Origin of the sequence: Halococcus sp. IIIV-5B (assembly GCF_003602035.1) — an archaeon.
GTDB classification, from domain to species: Archaea; Halobacteriota; Halobacteria; order Halobacteriales; family Halococcaceae; genus Halococcus; species Halococcus salsus.
Genome location: NZ_QZWE01000003.1, coordinates 67057 through 85274 on the forward strand (window position 1 = coordinate 67057; position 18218 = coordinate 85274).

General features: G+C 55.5%; 14 protein-coding genes and 3 pseudogenes. 7 read left to right on the forward strand and 10 right to left on the reverse strand.

Annotated elements, in window-relative coordinates; translation table 11 throughout:
- Positions 1-19: 19 nt before the first annotated feature.
- A pseudogene (locus D3261_RS03425) lies at positions 20-750 on the reverse strand (IS6 family transposase).
- 280 nt (positions 751-1030) lie between these two features.
- Between D3261_RS03425 and D3261_RS19635 the strand changes: the two are divergent.
- The 4 genes and pseudogenes from D3261_RS19635 to D3261_RS03445 all read left to right on the forward strand — a co-directional run bounded on the left by D3261_RS19635 (position 1031) and on the right by D3261_RS03445 (position 4159).
- The gene (locus D3261_RS19635; protein ID WP_147464912.1) at positions 1031-1537 is read left to right on the forward strand and encodes a hypothetical protein; all 507 of its coding nucleotides are present in this window, start codon (positions 1031-1033) and stop codon (positions 1535-1537) included.
- A 43-nt stretch (positions 1538-1580) separates the two neighbouring features.
- A pseudogene (locus tag D3261_RS03435) lies at positions 1581-2578 on the forward strand (IS110 family transposase).
- Positions 2579-3079: 501 nt separating this feature from the next.
- Complete coding sequence (locus D3261_RS03440; protein WP_120068947.1) at positions 3080-3679, forward strand: winged helix-turn-helix domain-containing protein; 600 nt, start codon at positions 3080-3082, stop codon at positions 3677-3679.
- A gap of 3 nt (positions 3680-3682) precedes the next feature.
- Positions 3683-4159 carry a hypothetical protein gene (locus D3261_RS03445; protein WP_233553860.1) on the forward strand — a complete coding sequence of 159 codons (477 nt, stop codon included), beginning with the start codon at positions 3683-3685 and terminating at the stop codon, positions 4157-4159.
- Between the two features lie 116 nt (positions 4160-4275).
- Here D3261_RS03445 and D3261_RS03450 read toward each other — a convergent pair whose 3' ends face one another.
- Both D3261_RS03450 and D3261_RS03455 read right to left on the reverse strand, forming a co-directional pair.
- Positions 4276-5043 (reverse strand): aldo/keto reductase, encoded by a 768-nt coding sequence (locus D3261_RS03450; protein ID WP_199693901.1) that lies wholly within the window; start codon positions 5041-5043, stop codon positions 4276-4278.
- 482 nt (positions 5044-5525) lie between these two features.
- Positions 5526-5951, reverse strand: a complete 426-nt coding sequence (locus D3261_RS03455) for a helix-turn-helix domain-containing protein (protein WP_233553861.1) — start codon at positions 5949-5951, stop codon at positions 5526-5528.
- 41 nt (positions 5952-5992) lie between these two features.
- On the opposite strand from D3261_RS03455, the gene D3261_RS03460 reads away from it, so the two are divergent.
- Both D3261_RS03460 and D3261_RS03465 read left to right on the forward strand, forming a co-directional pair.
- Positions 5993-6880, forward strand: coding sequence for an SDR family oxidoreductase (locus tag D3261_RS03460; protein ID WP_233553862.1), 888 nt, complete (start codon positions 5993-5995; stop codon positions 6878-6880).
- A gap of 842 nt (positions 6881-7722) precedes the next feature.
- A complete protein-coding gene (locus D3261_RS03465) occupies positions 7723-10344 on the forward strand; it encodes a PAS domain-containing protein (protein WP_147464913.1) in 2622 nt (873 codons plus the stop codon).
- A gap of 171 nt (positions 10345-10515) precedes the next feature.
- Here D3261_RS03465 and D3261_RS19640 read toward each other — a convergent pair whose 3' ends face one another.
- The 4 genes from D3261_RS19640 to D3261_RS03485 all read right to left on the reverse strand — a co-directional run bounded on the left by D3261_RS19640 (position 10516) and on the right by D3261_RS03485 (position 13000).
- Positions 10516-11022, reverse strand: coding sequence for a hypothetical protein (locus tag D3261_RS19640; protein WP_147464914.1), 507 nt, complete (start codon positions 11020-11022; stop codon positions 10516-10518).
- Between the two features lie 2 nt (positions 11023-11024).
- The gene (locus D3261_RS03475) at positions 11025-11588 is read right to left on the reverse strand and encodes a signal peptidase I (protein ID WP_120068963.1); all 564 of its coding nucleotides are present in this window, start codon (positions 11586-11588) and stop codon (positions 11025-11027) included.
- Positions 11589-11706: 118 nt separating this feature from the next.
- On the reverse strand, positions 11707-12333 hold the full coding sequence (locus tag D3261_RS03480) for a hypothetical protein (RefSeq protein WP_120068966.1): 627 nt from the start codon (positions 12331-12333) through the stop codon (positions 11707-11709).
- A 37-nt stretch (positions 12334-12370) separates the two neighbouring features.
- A complete protein-coding gene (locus D3261_RS03485) occupies positions 12371-13000 on the reverse strand; it encodes a hypothetical protein (protein WP_120068968.1) in 630 nt (209 codons plus the stop codon).
- A gap of 407 nt (positions 13001-13407) precedes the next feature.
- Between D3261_RS03485 and D3261_RS19645 the strand changes: the two genes are divergently transcribed.
- A complete protein-coding gene (locus tag D3261_RS19645; protein WP_147464915.1) occupies positions 13408-13704 on the forward strand; it encodes a hypothetical protein in 297 nt (98 codons plus the stop codon).
- A gap of 195 nt (positions 13705-13899) precedes the next feature.
- Here D3261_RS19645 and D3261_RS19650 read toward each other — a convergent pair whose 3' ends face one another.
- From D3261_RS19650 to D3261_RS03500, 3 genes and pseudogenes are all read right to left on the reverse strand, one after another.
- Positions 13900-14154: a hypothetical protein gene (locus tag D3261_RS19650; RefSeq protein WP_147464916.1), complete on the reverse strand. Its 255-nt coding sequence runs from the start codon at positions 14152-14154 to the stop codon at positions 13900-13902.
- A gap of 1124 nt (positions 14155-15278) precedes the next feature.
- Positions 15279-16753 (reverse strand): annotated as a pseudogene (locus D3261_RS03495) (transposase); the annotation flags it as partial.
- Positions 16754-17234: 481 nt separating this feature from the next.
- Entirely contained in the window at positions 17235-17996 is a 762-nt protein-coding gene (locus tag D3261_RS03500; protein ID WP_120069248.1) for an SDR family NAD(P)-dependent oxidoreductase, read from the reverse strand.
- Positions 17997-18218 lie beyond the last annotated feature (222 nt).

The window sequence follows — 18218 nt, forward strand, 5'->3', positions numbered from 1 at the left end:
TATCCACGGCGCTGTCTAGTTAAGCCACCTCTGCTGGGATCTGGCCGTTGAGCGCTTGATTCGGTCGATCGTGGTTGTAGTAGTGAACGAACCGCTGGAGCCAGCGACGAGGGCTGGCCGGACCGCTGTTCCGGACGGTATAGAAGCGGTCCGTCCGCTGTTTGAGTGTCTGGAACCACCGCTCGATGTGGTTTCTACCGCGATACTCCACCTGACCGCTCAGTCCCAGTCGGGACAGAGCGGTCCGATATCCGAAGCTGTCGACCAACAACTCCGCCTCTAAAAGGTCGTGATGGTCGGCGAGACGTGAAAGGAACGCCGTCCTCAGAACGCTTCGCGTTCTGATGTGCTGCACGAGAGCTCCGCTCTCGTGAACGCCGCGGGGTTCGTCCCACGGCGGCTGAACAACTCCACGTTGAGAATCACCAGCGAATCCAGGTCGATCGCGGCGTAACACCACCGCTACTCCGTCCCAATCTGGATCGCCGTCTCGTCAACCGCGACTCGCCGCGGAGCAATCCGCGGCGGGTCTGCTTGATTCTCGGCGAGACGATGCGTCCAGTCCCAGACCGCTCCGTGCGAGCGATCAACGCCGAGAAGGTTGAGGATCGCGACTGTTTCCCGCAACGAAAGCCCCGCAGAATGAAGACGGACGGCGAACGCCCTGACGGGCGTCGCTGTCCGCTCTCGGTCCCAACAGTCAGTATCTTCCGCCTCGAATGCTTCACCGAGCAGGTCGCTGAGTGGCATGAATCACCAGCTCTTCGACTGCTCGCTCTTAACTAGACAGCGCCCTATCCACAGTTTGATAGGAGACCTGACGTTTACCACCGGAGCCGTAGCCCGCCACTCTTATGATTTTCCCTCAAAGAGCCTCAACCCGTCAGGATTTCCATAGGTACAATAAGGAATTGGTCGAGCACCCAGTCCAGAATCCGATAGTGACTCTATTCAATGACCGAGCGGGTGTGAGTTCTGAGACCCCCGATTAGACTGAGCCGTTGGTCACTCTTTTAAGTCATTGTGCAACATGATCGCCGCGCAAGCGGACTTTGTCCTCTTTGATTCGGTCGATCATTTCGTCCTGGAGAGGATACAGTCCCTGCTCGGTGGGCCCAAACCCGACTATGGATTCGAGCCTTGCAACGAGGTCATCGTTGAGGTCCATGTAAGCGGCGTCATCTTCGACCAAAGCGACGGTGCCGACCCGCATATCGTTGATATCGACAACGGGTTTCCCCTCGTCTTCTTTGGTGAACTGTACTGCGATACCAATCGGTACGTGTTCAGGCGGCTATCAACCTATTGCCGTTCGAATGATTCTGATTCACCGACCCCTGTCAGTAGCTTAGTGGTTGACTCGATGGAAATCCTGCTACTCCATGAGAGCGTGAGAAAAGCATGGGACGCAAGAGACCGACCTGTCAGTCGTGCCCGAGAGCACGCGTGGTTGACTGGTCCAAGTGCGAAGGAAGCCGAGTCTTGGGCGCTACAGCCCGACTGGCGCGCCTCGCGCCAGTCGGGAAAGCTCGCATAGGTGCTTCTCTTCCTCACGCACCGACATCCCGGAGTGAGAACCAATGTATCTCGGCATAGACATCCACAAACGGTACGCACAAGTCGCTGTCATGAACGAGGACGGACGGATCGTACAAGAGGTTCGCGTCGAAAACGCGAACCTCGATGAACTCGCCAAAGAGTACGCTGGCAGCGAGGCTGCGATCGAAACCACCAGCAACTACTACACCATCCATGATACTCTTTCAGAGTATCTGGATGTGACTGTCGCTAATCCAGCCAAGCTCAAACTCATTGCGAATTCGGACAAGAAGACCGATCGTATCGATGCTAAGGAACTCGCACGAATGGTGCGGCTGGGTTCCGTTCCCGAAAGCTACGTCCCAAACGACGAGATCCGAGAGTGCCACGCACTCGTGCGCGGCCGACAGAAGCTAGTTGAAAGCCGGACCGAGTACGCCAACAAGATCCATGGCGTACTCGCTGATCACGGCATCACTCGCAGGGTGAAACCAGTAAGTGTGAAGGGACGAGAGTTCCTCCGGGAACTCTCGCTCCCCACACCATGGGACGCGCTATTGACGGCTCATCTCGAAGTCGTCGAGACCTCACTGCTGAGATCGAGCGTCTTGAAACCACGATCGAAGAGCGCGCTGGGTCTCTTCCGGAGACCCAGCTGCTCATGTCGATACCGGGTGTGAGCTACTACTCGGCGCTGATGATCTACGCCGAAGTCGGCGAGATCGACTGGTTCGACAGAGACAAAGAAGTCGTGAGTTACGCGGGACTGAACCCGGTGATCCGCGAGTCTGGCGATTCGCGGTTCAAGAGCGGTATCTCGAAACGCGGACCGAGCGGGTTGCGCTGGATCCTCGTTCAGTGTGTAAACGTCGCCGTCCACAAATGTAAGGAAGAGTACCTGAGCCGATTCTATAACCGCTTAGCGAGCCGCAAGAGTTCGAAGGAAGCGATCGTCGCAACCGCCCGGAAGCTGTTGGTGTCTATCTATCATATGCTGGACCGAGGGGAGGTGGACGACCCGCCAGGCGTGAGTGCGTGAGGGACGCCGGACCGGCGTCCCTCACTGGCAGGGAACTGCGGTGGTGAGCAGCGGCTATCTCTGAAAACGCACCAGCAGCACCGGCCGCAGAAGGATAGACAGCACCGTATTCCAGCGGTTCTCCTCTCAACGGCAGCAATAGTCAGTCCTCCCAAAACAGCTATATCGATAGTGGTGGTTTGTTCAGCCAGCAGGATTTCCATAGGTGCTGACAGGAGTGGGAGAATTTTTGGATCTACAGTTCATGGTCTCTTCCCACTAAGCGAGGACAAGAGGCCTTCTCCTCTGGAGTAGTATTGGAGGTCGAATTTAGGACAGCGGGATAACGACTTCCACCTAGAGTCTGCCTGTGCTAGCCGGTATGCAGTCGGAGTTCTGTTCAGATTCTCAGGTCACGAATATATACTATCCAAAAGGTACTCCTTCGCGTCGTGAATCAAGATCAATAACTATAGCAGCATCAGGAACAACTATATTTTCGTTGAGAACGGAGGAGAGGATATGGTAGATAGGGACCACGTTTGGGATGGCGATATTAACGAGACCGTCGTCAAGGAGTGGAAAGACGAGACGACACCGTTCGAGCGGATTCGTGAGGTGCTTCGCTCGACCACTCACCCGCAATATGCGAGCCAACTCGCCGAGCGGGCCCGTGTAAGCGAACCCACCGCCCGGAAACACCTCGAAATCCTCGCCGAAGCCGGCCTCGCCGAGACAGTCACGACGGGACATGGAACGCAGTACAAACGTTCACCTCAGACGGTCGCTATGCAACGTATCAGAGACCTACACGCGCAGCTATCGCGTGAAGAACTGGCGAATGGAATCCGAGACCTCCGGGAACGTATCCACACTCATCAAGAGGAATACGATGCAACCGACCCCGACGACTTGGCACTCCAATTCGCTTCAACTGATGATGCCGAGTGGGGTGTCGTCGCAGAGTGGCGCGCACTTAAGAGAGATCTCGATGTCGCTCAGGCCGCTCTCGCGCTCTATGACTTCACTCCTGATTCTGATAATCGGAGTGGCGTCACCCATACCGATCGGGGAACTCACGGAGCCTTCGCCCGTGAGTCCGGGTTCGGAGCATCGGTCTGAGAGATGAGCGGTTCACCTTCCTATGGGATCCCCTCAGAGGAGCTAGCTGGCGGTGTTGGCGCTCCCGATGCAGCGGACATGCAAGCGATACGAAACCTGTTTCTACGTGAAGAACCCCTCGTTGAGGAGGCTGTTTTCGACTCAGCTCTCGCTCCCCGCGAGCTTCACATCCAGTTCACTGATGGCATTGGGGAGGCAAGCTGGTCGCGATTTGACATCACCTGGTATACGACCGGGGCATATCGATTTCATCACGTGGACGAAGACGGTGTCAGCTGGCGCTTCGACCGGCATCCGAACGACCATTCACCCGAAAGGCACTTTCATGAGCCTCCAGCGGCAGCGTCCAAGACAGCCCAACAGTCGTGCATCACGGTCGAAGAGCCTCAACTTGTAGCTCGGGCAGTGCTGAACCTCTGGCGGCGTGCCTACGAGACAGATTCGGTGGCGGAACTGAACAACGCCCAAGATCCGCCATAGACAGTACTTCACTCGTAGCTTAGCACACATTTGTCGTCGAAGATGGGTGACGAGTATCCTAAAACTGCGACGGATACATATCGATGCCCGCAACGTGGGACAACGTTCCGTGCAGCTCACTCCGGAAACAGTTCCGTTTCGCGCTCAATGTCGTCGATCCGGGTCCGTTCGTTGGTGGAGAGCTGTAGTTCGGCAGCGTCACGGTTCGCCATGAGATGGGCTTTGCTGGACGCTTTCGGAATCACGACGACATTGTCCTTCGCGGTGAGCCACGCGATGCATACAGCTTCCGGGGTCGTGTCGTGGGTTCGTGCGATATCAACCACTTCGGAGATGTCGCCTGCTCGTCCGTTCGCGAGTGGCGAGTACGCGACGAGGGTGTAGTCATTGGCCTGTGCGTCGGCAAGGGCGTCGGTGGGCTGGAAGAGTGGGTGATACTCGACTTGATTGGCAAATATCGGCGCTTGCAGGTGCTGTCGGGCTTCCTTGAGTTGGGGTACCTCGAAGTTCGACACCCTTATGTGATGTACCGAGCCACGGTCGACTAGCTCCTCGAACCCTTCGAGCGTACCTTCAGGGTCGTACTCGCCTCGCGGGCGATGAACGTAGAGCAGGTCGACGGAGTCCATGCCGAGTCTCTCGAGGCTATCGGTCACGGACTGAACGACGGAATCGTATCCGAGCTGGTCGATCCAAACTTTGGTCGCTACGAAGACGTCCTCGCGGTCGATCTCAGCCCAGCGTATCCCCTCGCCGACAACCGATTCGTTGTCGTAGACCTGCGCTGTATCGAGATGTCGGTATCCGGCCTCGATCGCGAGCGTAATTGATTCCGGGTCGCTAATGCCCATGGTTCCGAGGCCAACCGAATCAAGTGTATCCATGCGTCAGTGCCAGTCGATTACGGGGCTGCATAAAGCGTGTCCTCCGAGAAGACGCGCCATCGTCCCGAGTCTGCGGTATTGAAATACACGCTGTCTACTTCCTGACACACTGAGGCCCGCCGAAGTTTACTTGTCCTTTGCTCTCTAATCAGGAGGAGCTCTCTCGGCTCTTGCTGACATCCTCTTTTTCTCATGAACCACAGGGAGTCACTGACAGGGTGTCAGCAACCATGTGGCTATTGACAGGGTCATAGTATACCATTATTGTTCCTACACATTCAGTGTCTAGAGATAGGACTTTGTCACTAAGGGCTGACACGCCATCTCCAGTGTGGGCGCAACAATTTTCTCACCGAGTCATTTGATGCACAAAAGGATGTGGCTGGGAGAAAATGATAAGGATAGGCGATAAGTAGAGCTATTTCGAGGTTTCCAGTGAAGCATCACTGGTGGATCTCGTGAAAGGAATGATTGCTGACTTATCAATCCATTTCGTTGGAAGTCTGAGCGTCCTCTGGGTCCCAGCCGTGTTTGTCGATCCAAAGGCCGAGGCAGCCGAATACGGGTCCAAAGTCAAGCAGCTTCTCGGTCGCCGTATACTCAACTCGTGGTGGAATCTCGTCGTACGATTCCCTCCTTACGAACCCTGTGTCGGTTAACTCTTGTAATCGATTCGTGAGTGTCGTTGGAGGCACGTCAAGTCGGTCGCGAAGCTCGTTGAATCGCCATGGGCCACTATCCAACGCGAACGCATGGAGGACATCCAGCATGTACGCTCTCGACAAGTAGGTGAACAGAGCAGATTTCTGCATATCTCTTGTTTGAGGGATCGATACCGATGCCGAGATCGTTTCTCCGATCTCTGAGAGGAGGTCATCCTGATTTGAATCGCCGTCGAGCCGACTCACAGATTTACTATTACAGCTGTAGCAAATACAGTTATTGGTTCGTGCAGCAAAGCAACGCCCAGCTCTGGTCCCTGCTGTTATCGGTGGGTCTTGACAATTCATTATCGTACCGACCAGAGAACTCACTGCACATGTCGAACGATAAATCTGAATCAGATTCCCAGTTCGAATCTAATACGGATCTGGGGGATATCGCGCTGGTCACCGGCGCAAACAAAGGAATTGGATATGAAACCGCTCGTCAACTGGGAGAGCATGGTATGAGAGTCATCGCATCAGCACGCGACGAACAACGCGGTGAGGACGCAATAGAGGAACTCCGAGAGGACGGTGTGGATGCACAGTTCGTTCAATTGGATGTAACTGATGAATCCTCGATCAAAGCAGCAACACAGCGTATCGAGAGCGAGTTCGGACACCTTGATGTGTTGGTGAACAACGCTGGAGTCTATGCTGAGGACGACGCTAGTGGAATCAGCACCGAGGTACTGCAATGGACATACGAGGCCAATGTCTTCGGCGCTGTAGCTGTGACACGAGCGATGCTTCCCCTGCTGCGCCAGTCGCCGGCAGGCCGAATAGTCAACGTGTCGAGTCCGTTAGGATCGATGGCGATGCTCTCCGACGAGGAGATTCCTATCGGTCATCTCGAAACGCTGTCGTACTGTTCGTCGAAAGCCGCGCTGAACGCAATCACAGCCATTTTTGCTAACGAACTGCACGAGGCGAGTATTTTGGTCAACGCCGTTTCACCTGGGTACGTCGCAACGGATCTCAACGATTATGAGGGTGAAAATAGCCCCGAAGAAGGCGCGCGCGCCTCCGTAGAAGCGGCTACCTTATCGGATGATGGCCCAACCGGACAGTTCTTCAGCAACCACGACCCGACGGGACACTCCCTCAGTGACGACGGAAAACTACCATGGTGATGGATTAGTGATTACTTATCAGCTGGTGAGTTGAGAGAAATCGATCAGGAACGAAACCACAAGTGAGCGATACCGACGACCATATTGTCTTTCCGGAGTTCATCAGTTCACATATCGACCTCTTCGCCAAATACCAACCCCTGTCAGTAGCCTAGTGATTGCTGACAGGGGGGTCAGAATTTTCGAATCTACAGTTCATGGTCTCTTCCCACTAAGCGAGGATAAGAGGCCTTCTCCTCAGGAGTGGTATTGAAACTCAAATTGGTCGGACAGAGGAATAGCGATCTCCATTAGGGATCTATTGTTGCCGACCGGCACGTAGCCGGACATCCATTCTCCTCCTCAGCTCATAGATTGAGGTGTCGAAAAGGTACTCGTTTTCACCCGTCTCAGTCGCTCTGGCTCGTTTAGGCTACGGCAGAGAGCAGAGCTATTCGGGCTGGGGATTCCACTTCTCGCCGTTGTCTTGCGGTTCATAGCCCACCGTCTCGTGGACGTGTTCGGGGTCGTCGACCCATCAACGGTTGTTCGCACTCATACCATAGAAGGGCTCCCACCCGACCGTGTCGCTCTGCAAACAACATTCAATGAATTCAACCAGGTCATGCGTGGAGTATTAGAGCCCTTCATCCAAGCGGTCTATTCGTCGTGTTCGTCGCTCTCTCGTTCAATGGTTTCATCATCAACGCCGCGTCGGCATCACCGCACCGGCGGTGGTAGTCAGGCCGCCGGCACGCGCCGATATGGACCTCATAAAAGCGCACAGTCAATCGATCTCAGAACCAAGGATATCCGCCTTCGAAATAACCTTACACCAGTGTTCTAATATTAGAGATGACAGGATGATGAAAACAGAGACGATCCGCGTGCTCCATGTCGATGATGAGCCAGGATTCGGCGAAATGGTGGCGACGTTTCTCGAACGCGAACACGACGCCTTCGACGTGCAGACTGCGACGAGCGCTCGGGAGGGTTTCGAGTATCTCACTGAAGCCTCCGAGAGCATCGACTGTATCGTGAGTGATTATGATATGCCTGAGATGGATGGCCTCGAATTCTTAGAGAGCGTCCGCGAGGAACACCCGGATCTCCCGTTCATCCTCTTCACTGGGCGCGGTAGCGAGGAAATCGCGAGCGAGGCTATTACTGCGGGTGTGAGCGAGTATCTCAACAAACAGAATGGGACCGACCAATACTCCGTGCTTGCTAACCGTATCGATAATCTCATCTCTCAATACTACGCTGAACGCGAACTCGAAGCTACCAATGAGCGCGTCCGCAGCCTCTATACAGACCTTACCGATGCGATCTTTGCGCTCGACATGGACGGAAGCTTCACCCACCTCAACGACCGTGCCGAGGAACTTCTCAAACGCTCCGAAGAAGAACTACTCGGCAAATCCATCGAAGGCGTGTTTCCTACAGGGGAAGGAACTAAGATCAAATCGAAGGTCCAAGAAGCGTTCTACACGAACGAGCCAACGGAAATCGAGGAGTACTATCCTTCGATGGATGTCTGGCATCGTATTCGGGTGGTTCCAACTACAGATGGCTTGACAGTTCATGTGAGAGATGTGACTGAGAAACGGGAACGCGAACTGAAGGTTCAGCGCCAAAGCGAGCGCTTGCGAACGGTACTTGACGGCCTCCCGATCGTCCTGTTCACCGTTGATGAGTATGGTACCATTCTTCTCTCGGAAGGACAAGGACTAGCAAGCATCAATTTGGATCCGGGTGACCTCGTGGATGAATGTGTTTTCGACCTTTATCCCGAAACGCCGATCGCCGAAGACGTCAGTCAGGCGATCAACGGCGAGAATGCCTACTCAACGGGAACGTTCGACGGTCGTTACTTCGAAATGTGGACTCAACCCGTCGAAAACGGGGCCGAAATAGAAGACGAGGCGATCGCCGTCGCGATTGACATCACCGACCAGAAGACCTACCAGGACGACCTTCACGAAGAGGAAGCCTTCGTTGAGAGTATTTTTGACGCGATTCCGGATGTCCTGTATGCGTTCGATCAAGAGGGCACATTTCTACGGTGGAACGAACAGCTATCTACCGTGACAGGGTATTCCGACGCTGAAATCGCCGAGATGCGTCCCCTGGATTTCATTGCAGATGAGTACGCTGAGGAACTCGAAGAGGCGAGTACAGCGGTGTTCGATGAGGGAGCCGTCACTACTCACCAGGTGAAATTCGTCACGAAAGCGGACGAACACATCCCGATAGAATCAACGGCGGCACCAATTCTGGACGAGGCTGGAAACGTTGTCGGACTGACCGGCAGCGGTCGGATCATTGCGGACCGCCGTAGACATGAAACCTACCGCCGTCGGCTCTACGAGACTACTGCCTGCACCGATTTGACAACTGATGAAACCATCGAACGGATGCTCGAACTTGGGTGTGAGTACCTCGGGATGGAGTCAGGCTTTCTCACCAATATCGAGAACAATACCCAACGAATCGTGAAATCGAACAGTCCGCATGAGGCGCTTCAATCCGGAAACGAATGCCCGCTCTCAGAGTCATACTGTCGAAAGACCTTCGGGATGGACGAGTTACTGACCGTCGCACATGCGGAGGAGTCGGGCTGGGAGGATGACCCAGCCTACGACCGGTTCGGTCTCGAAGCCTACGCCGGGACGAAACTCACGGTCAAGGGCGAGCCCTACGGAACGGTATGTTTTGGGGACCGATCTCCCCGCGAGAAAGGGTTCACGGCGGTCGAGCAGTTATTCGTCGACCTCGTGGCTCGTGGAGTCGAAAGCGCCCTCGAACACCACAAACACGACACCGAACTCGAACAGCAAAATGAACGGCTACAAGAATTCGCGGGAGTGCTCAGCCACGACCTCCGCAACCCGCTGACGGTCGCGAACGGTTTCCTCGAACTAGCACGTGAAACCGGCGAAGACGAGTATTTCCATCGGATCGGGACCGCTCACGACCGAATTGCCGCGATCATTGAGGACGTGTTGACGCTAGCCCGACACGGAGAGACGATCGGCGAGGTACATCCAAATGCGCTTGAAGCGGTCGCTATCGAAGCATGGGAGAACGTCGAGACTGATGATGCAGAATTGGTGATGAGTGGCGATCTCGGAGAGATTAATGCAGATAGCAGCCGACTCAAACAGTTGTTCGAGAACCTCTATCGAAATGCTATCGAACACGCCGGCGAGGACATCACGGTTCGAGTGGGACGGTTCCCCGCCGGGTTCTACGTTGAGGACGACGGGTCAGGGATCCAGGAAACCGACCGCGATTCGATATTCGACTCGGCGTACACCACCAGCGACGAGGGGACTGGCCTGGGACTCTCGATCGTCGAGACCATTGCGACAGCTCACGGATGGGAGATCAGCGTTGGCGAGGGGATCGATGGCGGTGCTCGGTTCGAAATTCAAGTGGGAATGACACGTGGCGGGTCTGATGGTTTCTCGTTGACTAACTGAACTGGTAGTTCGGGCTTCATTATATTCAGTTCACCCTCAATTCAATTACAATGGGTCGAATCAGAGTGAGTGGGGCTTTCTCAATCTCGAGAAATTCGTACGTTTCGAGCGTACAACTACCGAATAAGAGTGTGCTCTGAGGAAAACCGAACGGAGAATCCAAGCAGGCGTCTACGAGGAAGCTGTCGTCTTCTCGGCCTTGGGCGAGGCCTCAATAGCGATACTCGTCGTTGACGGTGCTTCGATTGTCTCTGTGGCTTTCGTCGTGTTCTCCACCGTGGTTGATGCTTCGGTTCCCCTCACGGTTATGGCCTCATTCGACGTGTTGATCGAAGCGTTGGTCGTCGTGTTTTCCGTCACAGTTGATTTTGTCGGTGTTTCGGTTTCGGTGTTGGTAGTCGCTACCGTGGTTGTCGCGGTCGTTCGCGCTTCGGTTGTGTTCGTCGTTCCCGACGTGTTCTCGACCAGCGACTCGATTCCCGCGGATTCGACTCCCGTGCCGTTGTCCGTTTCTTGGCTCACGACAGTCGTCGTAGCCTCCCATTGGCCGGCACTCGCGGCCACGACTACCCGCTCCTGATCGGCGAGTTGGGCGTGAGTGACCGTCCCACCGGCGAAGCCCAGCACACTCGAAAACACGAGTGCCGCGACGAACACCGCAGTTTTGAGCTTCGTCACACTCAGTCGTCCCCCGAAGCGTCGCTTGATGTCCTCTGGCGCTCCCGGTAGGAGTTCCGCGCTGCGATCCCGAGGTCGTAGAGTTCACCGAGAATGAGCGCTCCCAATGGAAGCCCCACTAAGAGTGCTGCACCCAGTCGAGTGCTGGCGAACACGATGACGTGGCCGACGAGCGGGATCGTCAGCATCACTTCCCCAACGAGTTTCGAGGCCGGCACCGTCCCAGGGTCGCGCTCCTCGTTGGCGTCGCCCTTCGTGACGAATTCGGTGTCAGCACCGGTTCCGGACTTTTCGACCACTCGGTGGGTGATGAGTTCCTCGGAGGTTCCACCACGTATCTCGGCGCTTTCGCCCTGGTAGAAGGTGATCACGTCACCCTCCGAGACCGCCGAAGGAGAAACACTGTTAACGATCACGATATCGCCCGCCTGTATCTCCGGGCTCATGCTCGACGAGCCCACCACGTAGCTGTTCTCGGCTCCCAGCGCCTGCGGCGCGATAAACACCGCGAACGGCGCTACCGCTGCGACCAGAAGTACCGTTCCGAGGACCTTTGCGACCGTCAAACGGTCGGGTACTTCTAGAGAGGAACTCACGACTCGTTACCCAGCGGGATTCCCTGACGTGGTCTTCGTCTACGGTTCATCATGTTGCTGGAAGCTTGTGGCACGCGCTCGTTCTGGATTATCCTTGGGTCTGTTCGTCCCGGAGGAGGCGGAGGGTCAGCTCGAAACCGATCGAGTCAGTCATCACGTCGCTGTTGTCTTCCTCTTCGGGGAGATCGATCGAGAGCGTGAGTGGAACCGTTTGATTCCCGTTCGGGGCGATATCGACCCCGTTGAGGTACTGAATGTTGCTCTCACCGACGAACGTTTCGTTGATGGGCATCGGTCCGATCGTCGCTATCGGCCCGTCCCCGATTTCGAGCGTGAACAGGGCCGTGTCCCGGAGTTCGCCCTGGTCGGGGGTGTCGTCGCCGGCTTCGGCCTCGGGTTCGGTGATGCCGTTTTCGGCGTTGGTGAAACTCCCCTCGGTGATGAACACACCCAGCGAATCGCTCGCGAGGTCACCAGCATTTGTTAGTTGGGCTGTCTGAGTCCCCTGATTCCGGATCGAGGGGAAGTCGAACTGGGCGGTTTCGTCGCTGCCATTGACCTGAAGGTCGATACTGCCGGCAGTCGCGTTGAGGTTCCCGCGTTCGTCGTCGCGGAACTGGGCCCAAGTATTTGCGCCGATGGCGCCAGCAACGCCAACTGTTGCGACACTACCCAGCATCCGCCGTCGTGTCAAGAGTTGTTTGTCGTCTGTCATTATATAGTGAGGTCGTGGTTTTTGATTGATTGCCGTGCTATCCCTGAGTCTGTTCGTCTCGGAGGAGGCGGAGGGTCAACTCAAAGCCAATCGAATCGGTCATTACGTCGCTGTTGTCTTCCTCGTCCGGCAGGCTCATCGTGAGCGTGAGTGGGACCGTCGCACCCCCGAACGGGGCGATGTCGATCTGATTGAGATATTCGATGTTGTCTTCGCCGAGCAGCCCCATCTCGTTGATGGGCAGTGGCCCGAGCGTTGCAGTGGGGCCGTTCCCGATCTCGATCGTGAGTTCGGCGGCGTCCTCGAGCTCACCCTGGTCGGGAGTGTCGTCGCCGGCTTCCGCTTCGGGTTCGATGAGGTCGTTTTCGGCGTTGGTGAAACTCCCCTCGGTGATGAACACACCCAGCGAGTCGCTCGTGAGGTCGCCTTCGTTGGTCAACTCGGCCGTCTGAGTCCCTTGATTCCGGATCGAGGGGAAGTCGAATTGGGCGGTTTCGTCGCTGCCGTTGACCTGAAGGTCGATGCTGCCGGCAGTCGCGTTGAGGTTCCCGCGTTCGTCGTCGCGGAACTGCGCCCAGGTATTTGCACCGATGGCACCGGCGACGCCAACGGTTGCTACACTACCCAGCATCCGCCGTCGTGTCAAGAGCTGTTTGTCGTCCGTCATTGTGTTGTAGTTCTGATTGTTGGTTGTCGCGTGACCGCAGACGGCTCACCGACCTCGGTCGTTGGTCGGTGGCCGCCTTTCGTATCATCAACCAACGGACGAATACACATGAATCGAAGCACTAAATGGCTAGAAAAAGTATTGACTATCATTTAAGACAACTCGATTTGAGTTTTTTGGGATTCAGTCGCATAGCATATTCTATGACCTTTTCGAGAATAACCGGAAGGGGGTTCTATACCTCAGGAGTCACCAGAAGTTTGGAACATCTGCGTCGTTGGTAGGGTCGAACAACACTCGACGGTCTCTGAATTCGAATCATCCATTTGATTTGGGAGTGACTGGTATCGTCACAACAGTATGTCGTCGTCGCTGGTGGTGGTCCCGCAGGCTGTGGAGTCGCGATAATGACCGCCAGATACAACCTAGAGACCGTTGTCTTCGACCGAGGAAATCGGCTCTCCGCCGGTGCGTTCCTCAAGAACTGTCTCGGCTTCTCTGGTGGCATCGGCATTCAGCGGTTCTACGAACTGATACACGACCATGCTCAGGAAGTTGGAGCCGAACTCGCCTCGGCGAACGCTTCCCGACATTCGTTGGTTCCTGAGACCTCTTCATCAAGCCACATACCGTTGAGAGCGATGTATGCATCAGTTCCAAACTCAAGGGTGATTTCTGCAATGGACGTCATCGATTCGTGGTAGTCACCAGCCATGAGTGTGTGCGTAGAGGGATAGATAGTGTCCGGGTCGAGTCGCGCCATATCTTCTTCTGAAACCACCGAGGATTATATCGATTTATTCCAGAACCCTTCATCCTACAGTCGGTTCTGGCTGGAGCATGACGTGCTTTCATCTATCCATGGAGAGGGTTTCTCAGCGGTCAGTCGGCCTTGTCGTTCACAGTGGCGCACCTTGTGCAGTGAAAATCAGCCAGATGATGAGCTGTGAAACACCGCTCAGTAACAGCCAGCCCGCGAAGATTCGCCATTGACCGTCTCGAAGATGCCATCCACCTGCGATGATTAGTCCGAATGCCAACGCCATCCCGAACGTCCCATATGCGAGCTGTTGAGAGATGAACGCGCTCGCAAGAAACACTGCTACCCCAACTGGTGACTCCCACTCACGAGCCGCTACATTGGTTCGTGCCATGAATACACAACTTGAGTTAGTGAACTAAATTTTTCGTGCCATGAATCTGACCGCTGTATAGAGCTAGTTCTCCGTCGATTAGTTAACTATCAATTCTTCGAGATTTGTAGCGAGTGCTGTGCTGCTTTGATTTCCATATGGTTCTCGCGTAACTCTGAGGGCTTAGTTAGTTTTGCAGACATCAATACTTATCGTGGGTGCATTGATATGGATCGAATATGGGAGAGAGTGGTCGCTCTTCTCAACCATCTACAACATGAGTGCCTAGAATCGTTAACTACGACGAGGGCCGAGGACTAATTCCGGCGTTTCGATTTCGCCTCGCGAACGTCGCCACCATCCCGAAGCATATCAGGACAATCAGGACAGACCCGAACGGTATCCATCCCAGTCGGCGCGAACACACGAACGTACTGCTGCGTGACGAATGCGCCGCAGTTATCGCAGTTTGGCATACGAAGGCTGGTTCATCCACTCCGCATTATACTACCGGCTTCGATAGGCTATAGCGACCGTGCTTTGCCGCTGAACTCACGCTACCGTGTCGAATATCAAAATTTCGAAGGTGACCGCCCACCGCCGCAGTAATTGGTGAACTGACTGCTATGGCCAGAATTAGAGGAGAGGGGCCCTGAAAACCAACAGCCATCGGTAGGTTCTACTAAAAATACGGCGCGGCTTTATCGTGCCATGCTCTTTGGATTCACTACCGCTGAATAGCAGATACTCCGATGGCTACGGAGAATGTCCCATAGAGGAGGGCTGCCCAAGCTAGTAGGTTGGTGTAACTGAAATAGATAAAAAGGCAGCCGATGCCACCGACCATGAGACTTGTAAAGAGGATAACGTGGCCGGGGAGGCGACCAAACAAGCTCGACATAGATGTTGGGTATGGGTCTGATTGCATTAATTCTCTGCTAATGATTACTGCGTTGTCTGATGGCGGGTAGGTAGCTGCTCAATGCACGGATCGAGTGTTCGTTTCGGCTCTATTGCGGCAGTGATGAACGGATACCGATTCATCTCGGGGCGATTTCTCAGAATCGGACGGATGCGAGACGAAATAAAGCGACGCTGAACAGTGCCGCCGCTCACGAACCGCGCGATCACTGTAGAACCGGGGGTCAGTCAGGCGGATCAAGACCGTAGCACTGCTTGGCGACGGTCAGAAACTGGTTCGCATCCACACGCGGTAAATACGATGTGTACTCGCCGTCGAGGGCGAGCTTCACGAGGAGATCTATGAGTCGCCAGGCGTTGTAGAGCACGCACGCGAACGCGAAGTTGAAGAACCGATAGTCGCGCTCGGTCGAGGTGGTCCGCACCATGAAGTGTTTCTGTTTCTTGAAGCCGTTCTCAATACCCCAGCGGTGGCGATACCACCGAATCACCCGCTCGATCATGTGGATGAACGCCTTTCCGTCCAACTGCTGATCGTCGGCATCACGCGCTGTCACGTAGGGGTGGTTCGTCTCGAAGACGACGGTCTCGGCTGTGTCCACCTCCCCGCCTTGCGCTTTTCGATATTTTCTTCGCGCTGGATGTCCGCGAGCAGCCGCGAGAATGACATCCGCTCGCTCGGTTCGCCCTCTACATCCTCGAACCCCCACTCGCCGCACATCTCCGCCCATACTTCCGAGAGGCTGTCATCTTCATCATCGTCGTCCGAGTGCGACCGCCGTGGGAGGTAGATCTGCTTGCGTGTCGGTGAACCACCGTCGGATTTCTCCTCGGTGACGTGGAAGCGTTTGCCGTTGCGGTACATCCACGAGATGGTGCCGACTTCGTCACTGCGCTCGAAGATGCGCGTGGGGTTCAGATAGTGAACGTTGTACTCCTCGCAGGTCTTCTTCACGGGCTTGCTGTCGAACTCCCGTTCCATCATCACGAGGTCGAGATTCGCCATCTCGGTCGTGTGTTCTAACAGTTCTTCGACGATCCCGTCCTTCGACTGTCCGCGCACGCGCGGGATGGCATCGAGTACGAGCGACACGTCCATCCCGACGATCTCGAGCACGGCCCACTGGTAGTAGTCGCTGCCGTCTTTGTAGCCGAGGATGTCATCCTCGTGGCCTTCTATATCGCCGGTGAACGGGACGCCCTTCGTGACGTCGATGGCTGCCCAGAGATTCCCGGTGAGTTCGCCGTGCTGGCGTGCGCGGGCGATCAGCATCCGCGTCGTATTGCGAAGCATCGAACGGATCTCTGCGACCGAGAGCTTCCCGATCTGGTAGCGGTGGGTCGATCCCGTGGGAATCCGCTCACGTGTTGTATCGAGCGAGAACGACGCCGGGCCGCTGCGCGCGTACATGTCCTCGCGCATCCCCATGTAGACGTGTTGCTCCCAGAAGGCGCTCTCGTGGATCTGCCAATTCTGGCCTCGCTTGAGCGCGAAGGCGTCGGTCGCGAACGGTTTGGCCTGTTGCCACACTTCGTCGGTCTTCTCGGCGATGATCTGGTGCTCGGGACGACGGTCGACATCCGACCCATCCATTCGGACTGTCTCGATTCGGTCGGGGAGCGACACCTTGCAGGCGCACGCGACGGTGACGATGCTGTCAGCGCACTCCTGTACCGCCTCGCGAAGGTTCACGCTGAAGAACTGGGGTCGTTCCACGCAACCCGCCTCGGCGAAACCAAGGCTGACCTCGTTGGCGGCGTCAATATTGACTCTCACACCGCTCGACCAGGATGTCGCTTCTCCGGGTCACGACGGGGCAGAAACCCAGCACGGGATTGAAACCAGCTGACCGGACGGCCGTACTGACCATGCCCGCGTTGTTGCGACAAGGTAAACCCAGTACGGGATTGAAACTTTGAACACGTCCGTTTCCGTGTATCCAAATTCGTCCGTCGCGCAAAGGTAGAGACCCAGCACGCAGAAACCTCGTAGAATGGTCATTGAGAGTATCGAAAAGGTACTCCTTCCGGCCAAACTAGCCAATCACTCTGTGGTCTATTGCTAGCGACTCAGGAATTACGAAATCAGGGACCGAATCATATTATGAATTGAGAGTCAAGTCGTAGTCACTCGGTAAACATACCAAGTATATGCTAAATATACAGCAATCGCTGAATGGTTACTGGCTCAGATAGCCGCCTTCAACGCCGAGTGCTTCGCCAGTCACGAAAGAAGCCTCGTCATTGCAGAGCCAGCAGACAGCGTCCGCAACCTCTTCAGGCGTTCCAAGTCGGTTCATCGCGTGGCGCTGTTCTATATGCTGACGCGCCTCGGAGCCCTCGGGCATCGAATCCTCCAAGAGTGGAGTGGCGATGAAACCCGGGCACACGGCGTTTACACGAACGCCGGTCTCTGCATTTTCAAGTGCGGCGGTTTTCGTCATCCCGAGCACGCCATGCTTGGCAGTGACATACGCGCCGCTGGTTTCGAAGCCTACCTTTCCGAGTACTGAAGAGTTGTTAACAACAACTCCACCTTTGTCTTGGTCGCGCATCTGGGTGACCTCTGCTCGGAGGCAATTGAACACCCCAGTGAGGTTGACATCGATCACTGCGCGCCACTCATCCGGGTCGTAGTCGGCGAGCGGGACCTGTTCGCCGCCAACACCGGCATTATTGAACGCATAGTCGAGCCGCCCGAACTCATCAACGGCTGTCTCAACCATCGCCTCCGCCACGTCGGCGTCGGTGACATCGGTTTCGACGAAAATTGCATTCTCACCGTCCTCTTCGATCGTTTCGACGGTCGCCTCTCCACCTTCGACATCAAGATCGGCCACCACAACTTGTGCGCCGCGGTCGGCGAACGCGAGTGCGGTCCGCTCGCCAATACCGGACCCACCGCCCGTTACGAGTGCGACAGCATCTTCGAATGCTACCATATCTGAAATAACGGGATGACCAAGTAAATAGCTCATGTGAGAGTGCGTGACGGAAAGCCACTCATCGTCAATTGTGATGTTCTAAGTTGGGAGCTAGTATGTTCACTCCTCCACTGTCAAATCCTCCGCTGCTGCGTATTCTGCGAGTGCCTGCCAATTATCGGTCGGTGTGATATAGGGAGTCACCATTAACGCAGGAAGTATACCCACGATGGTGGAGCA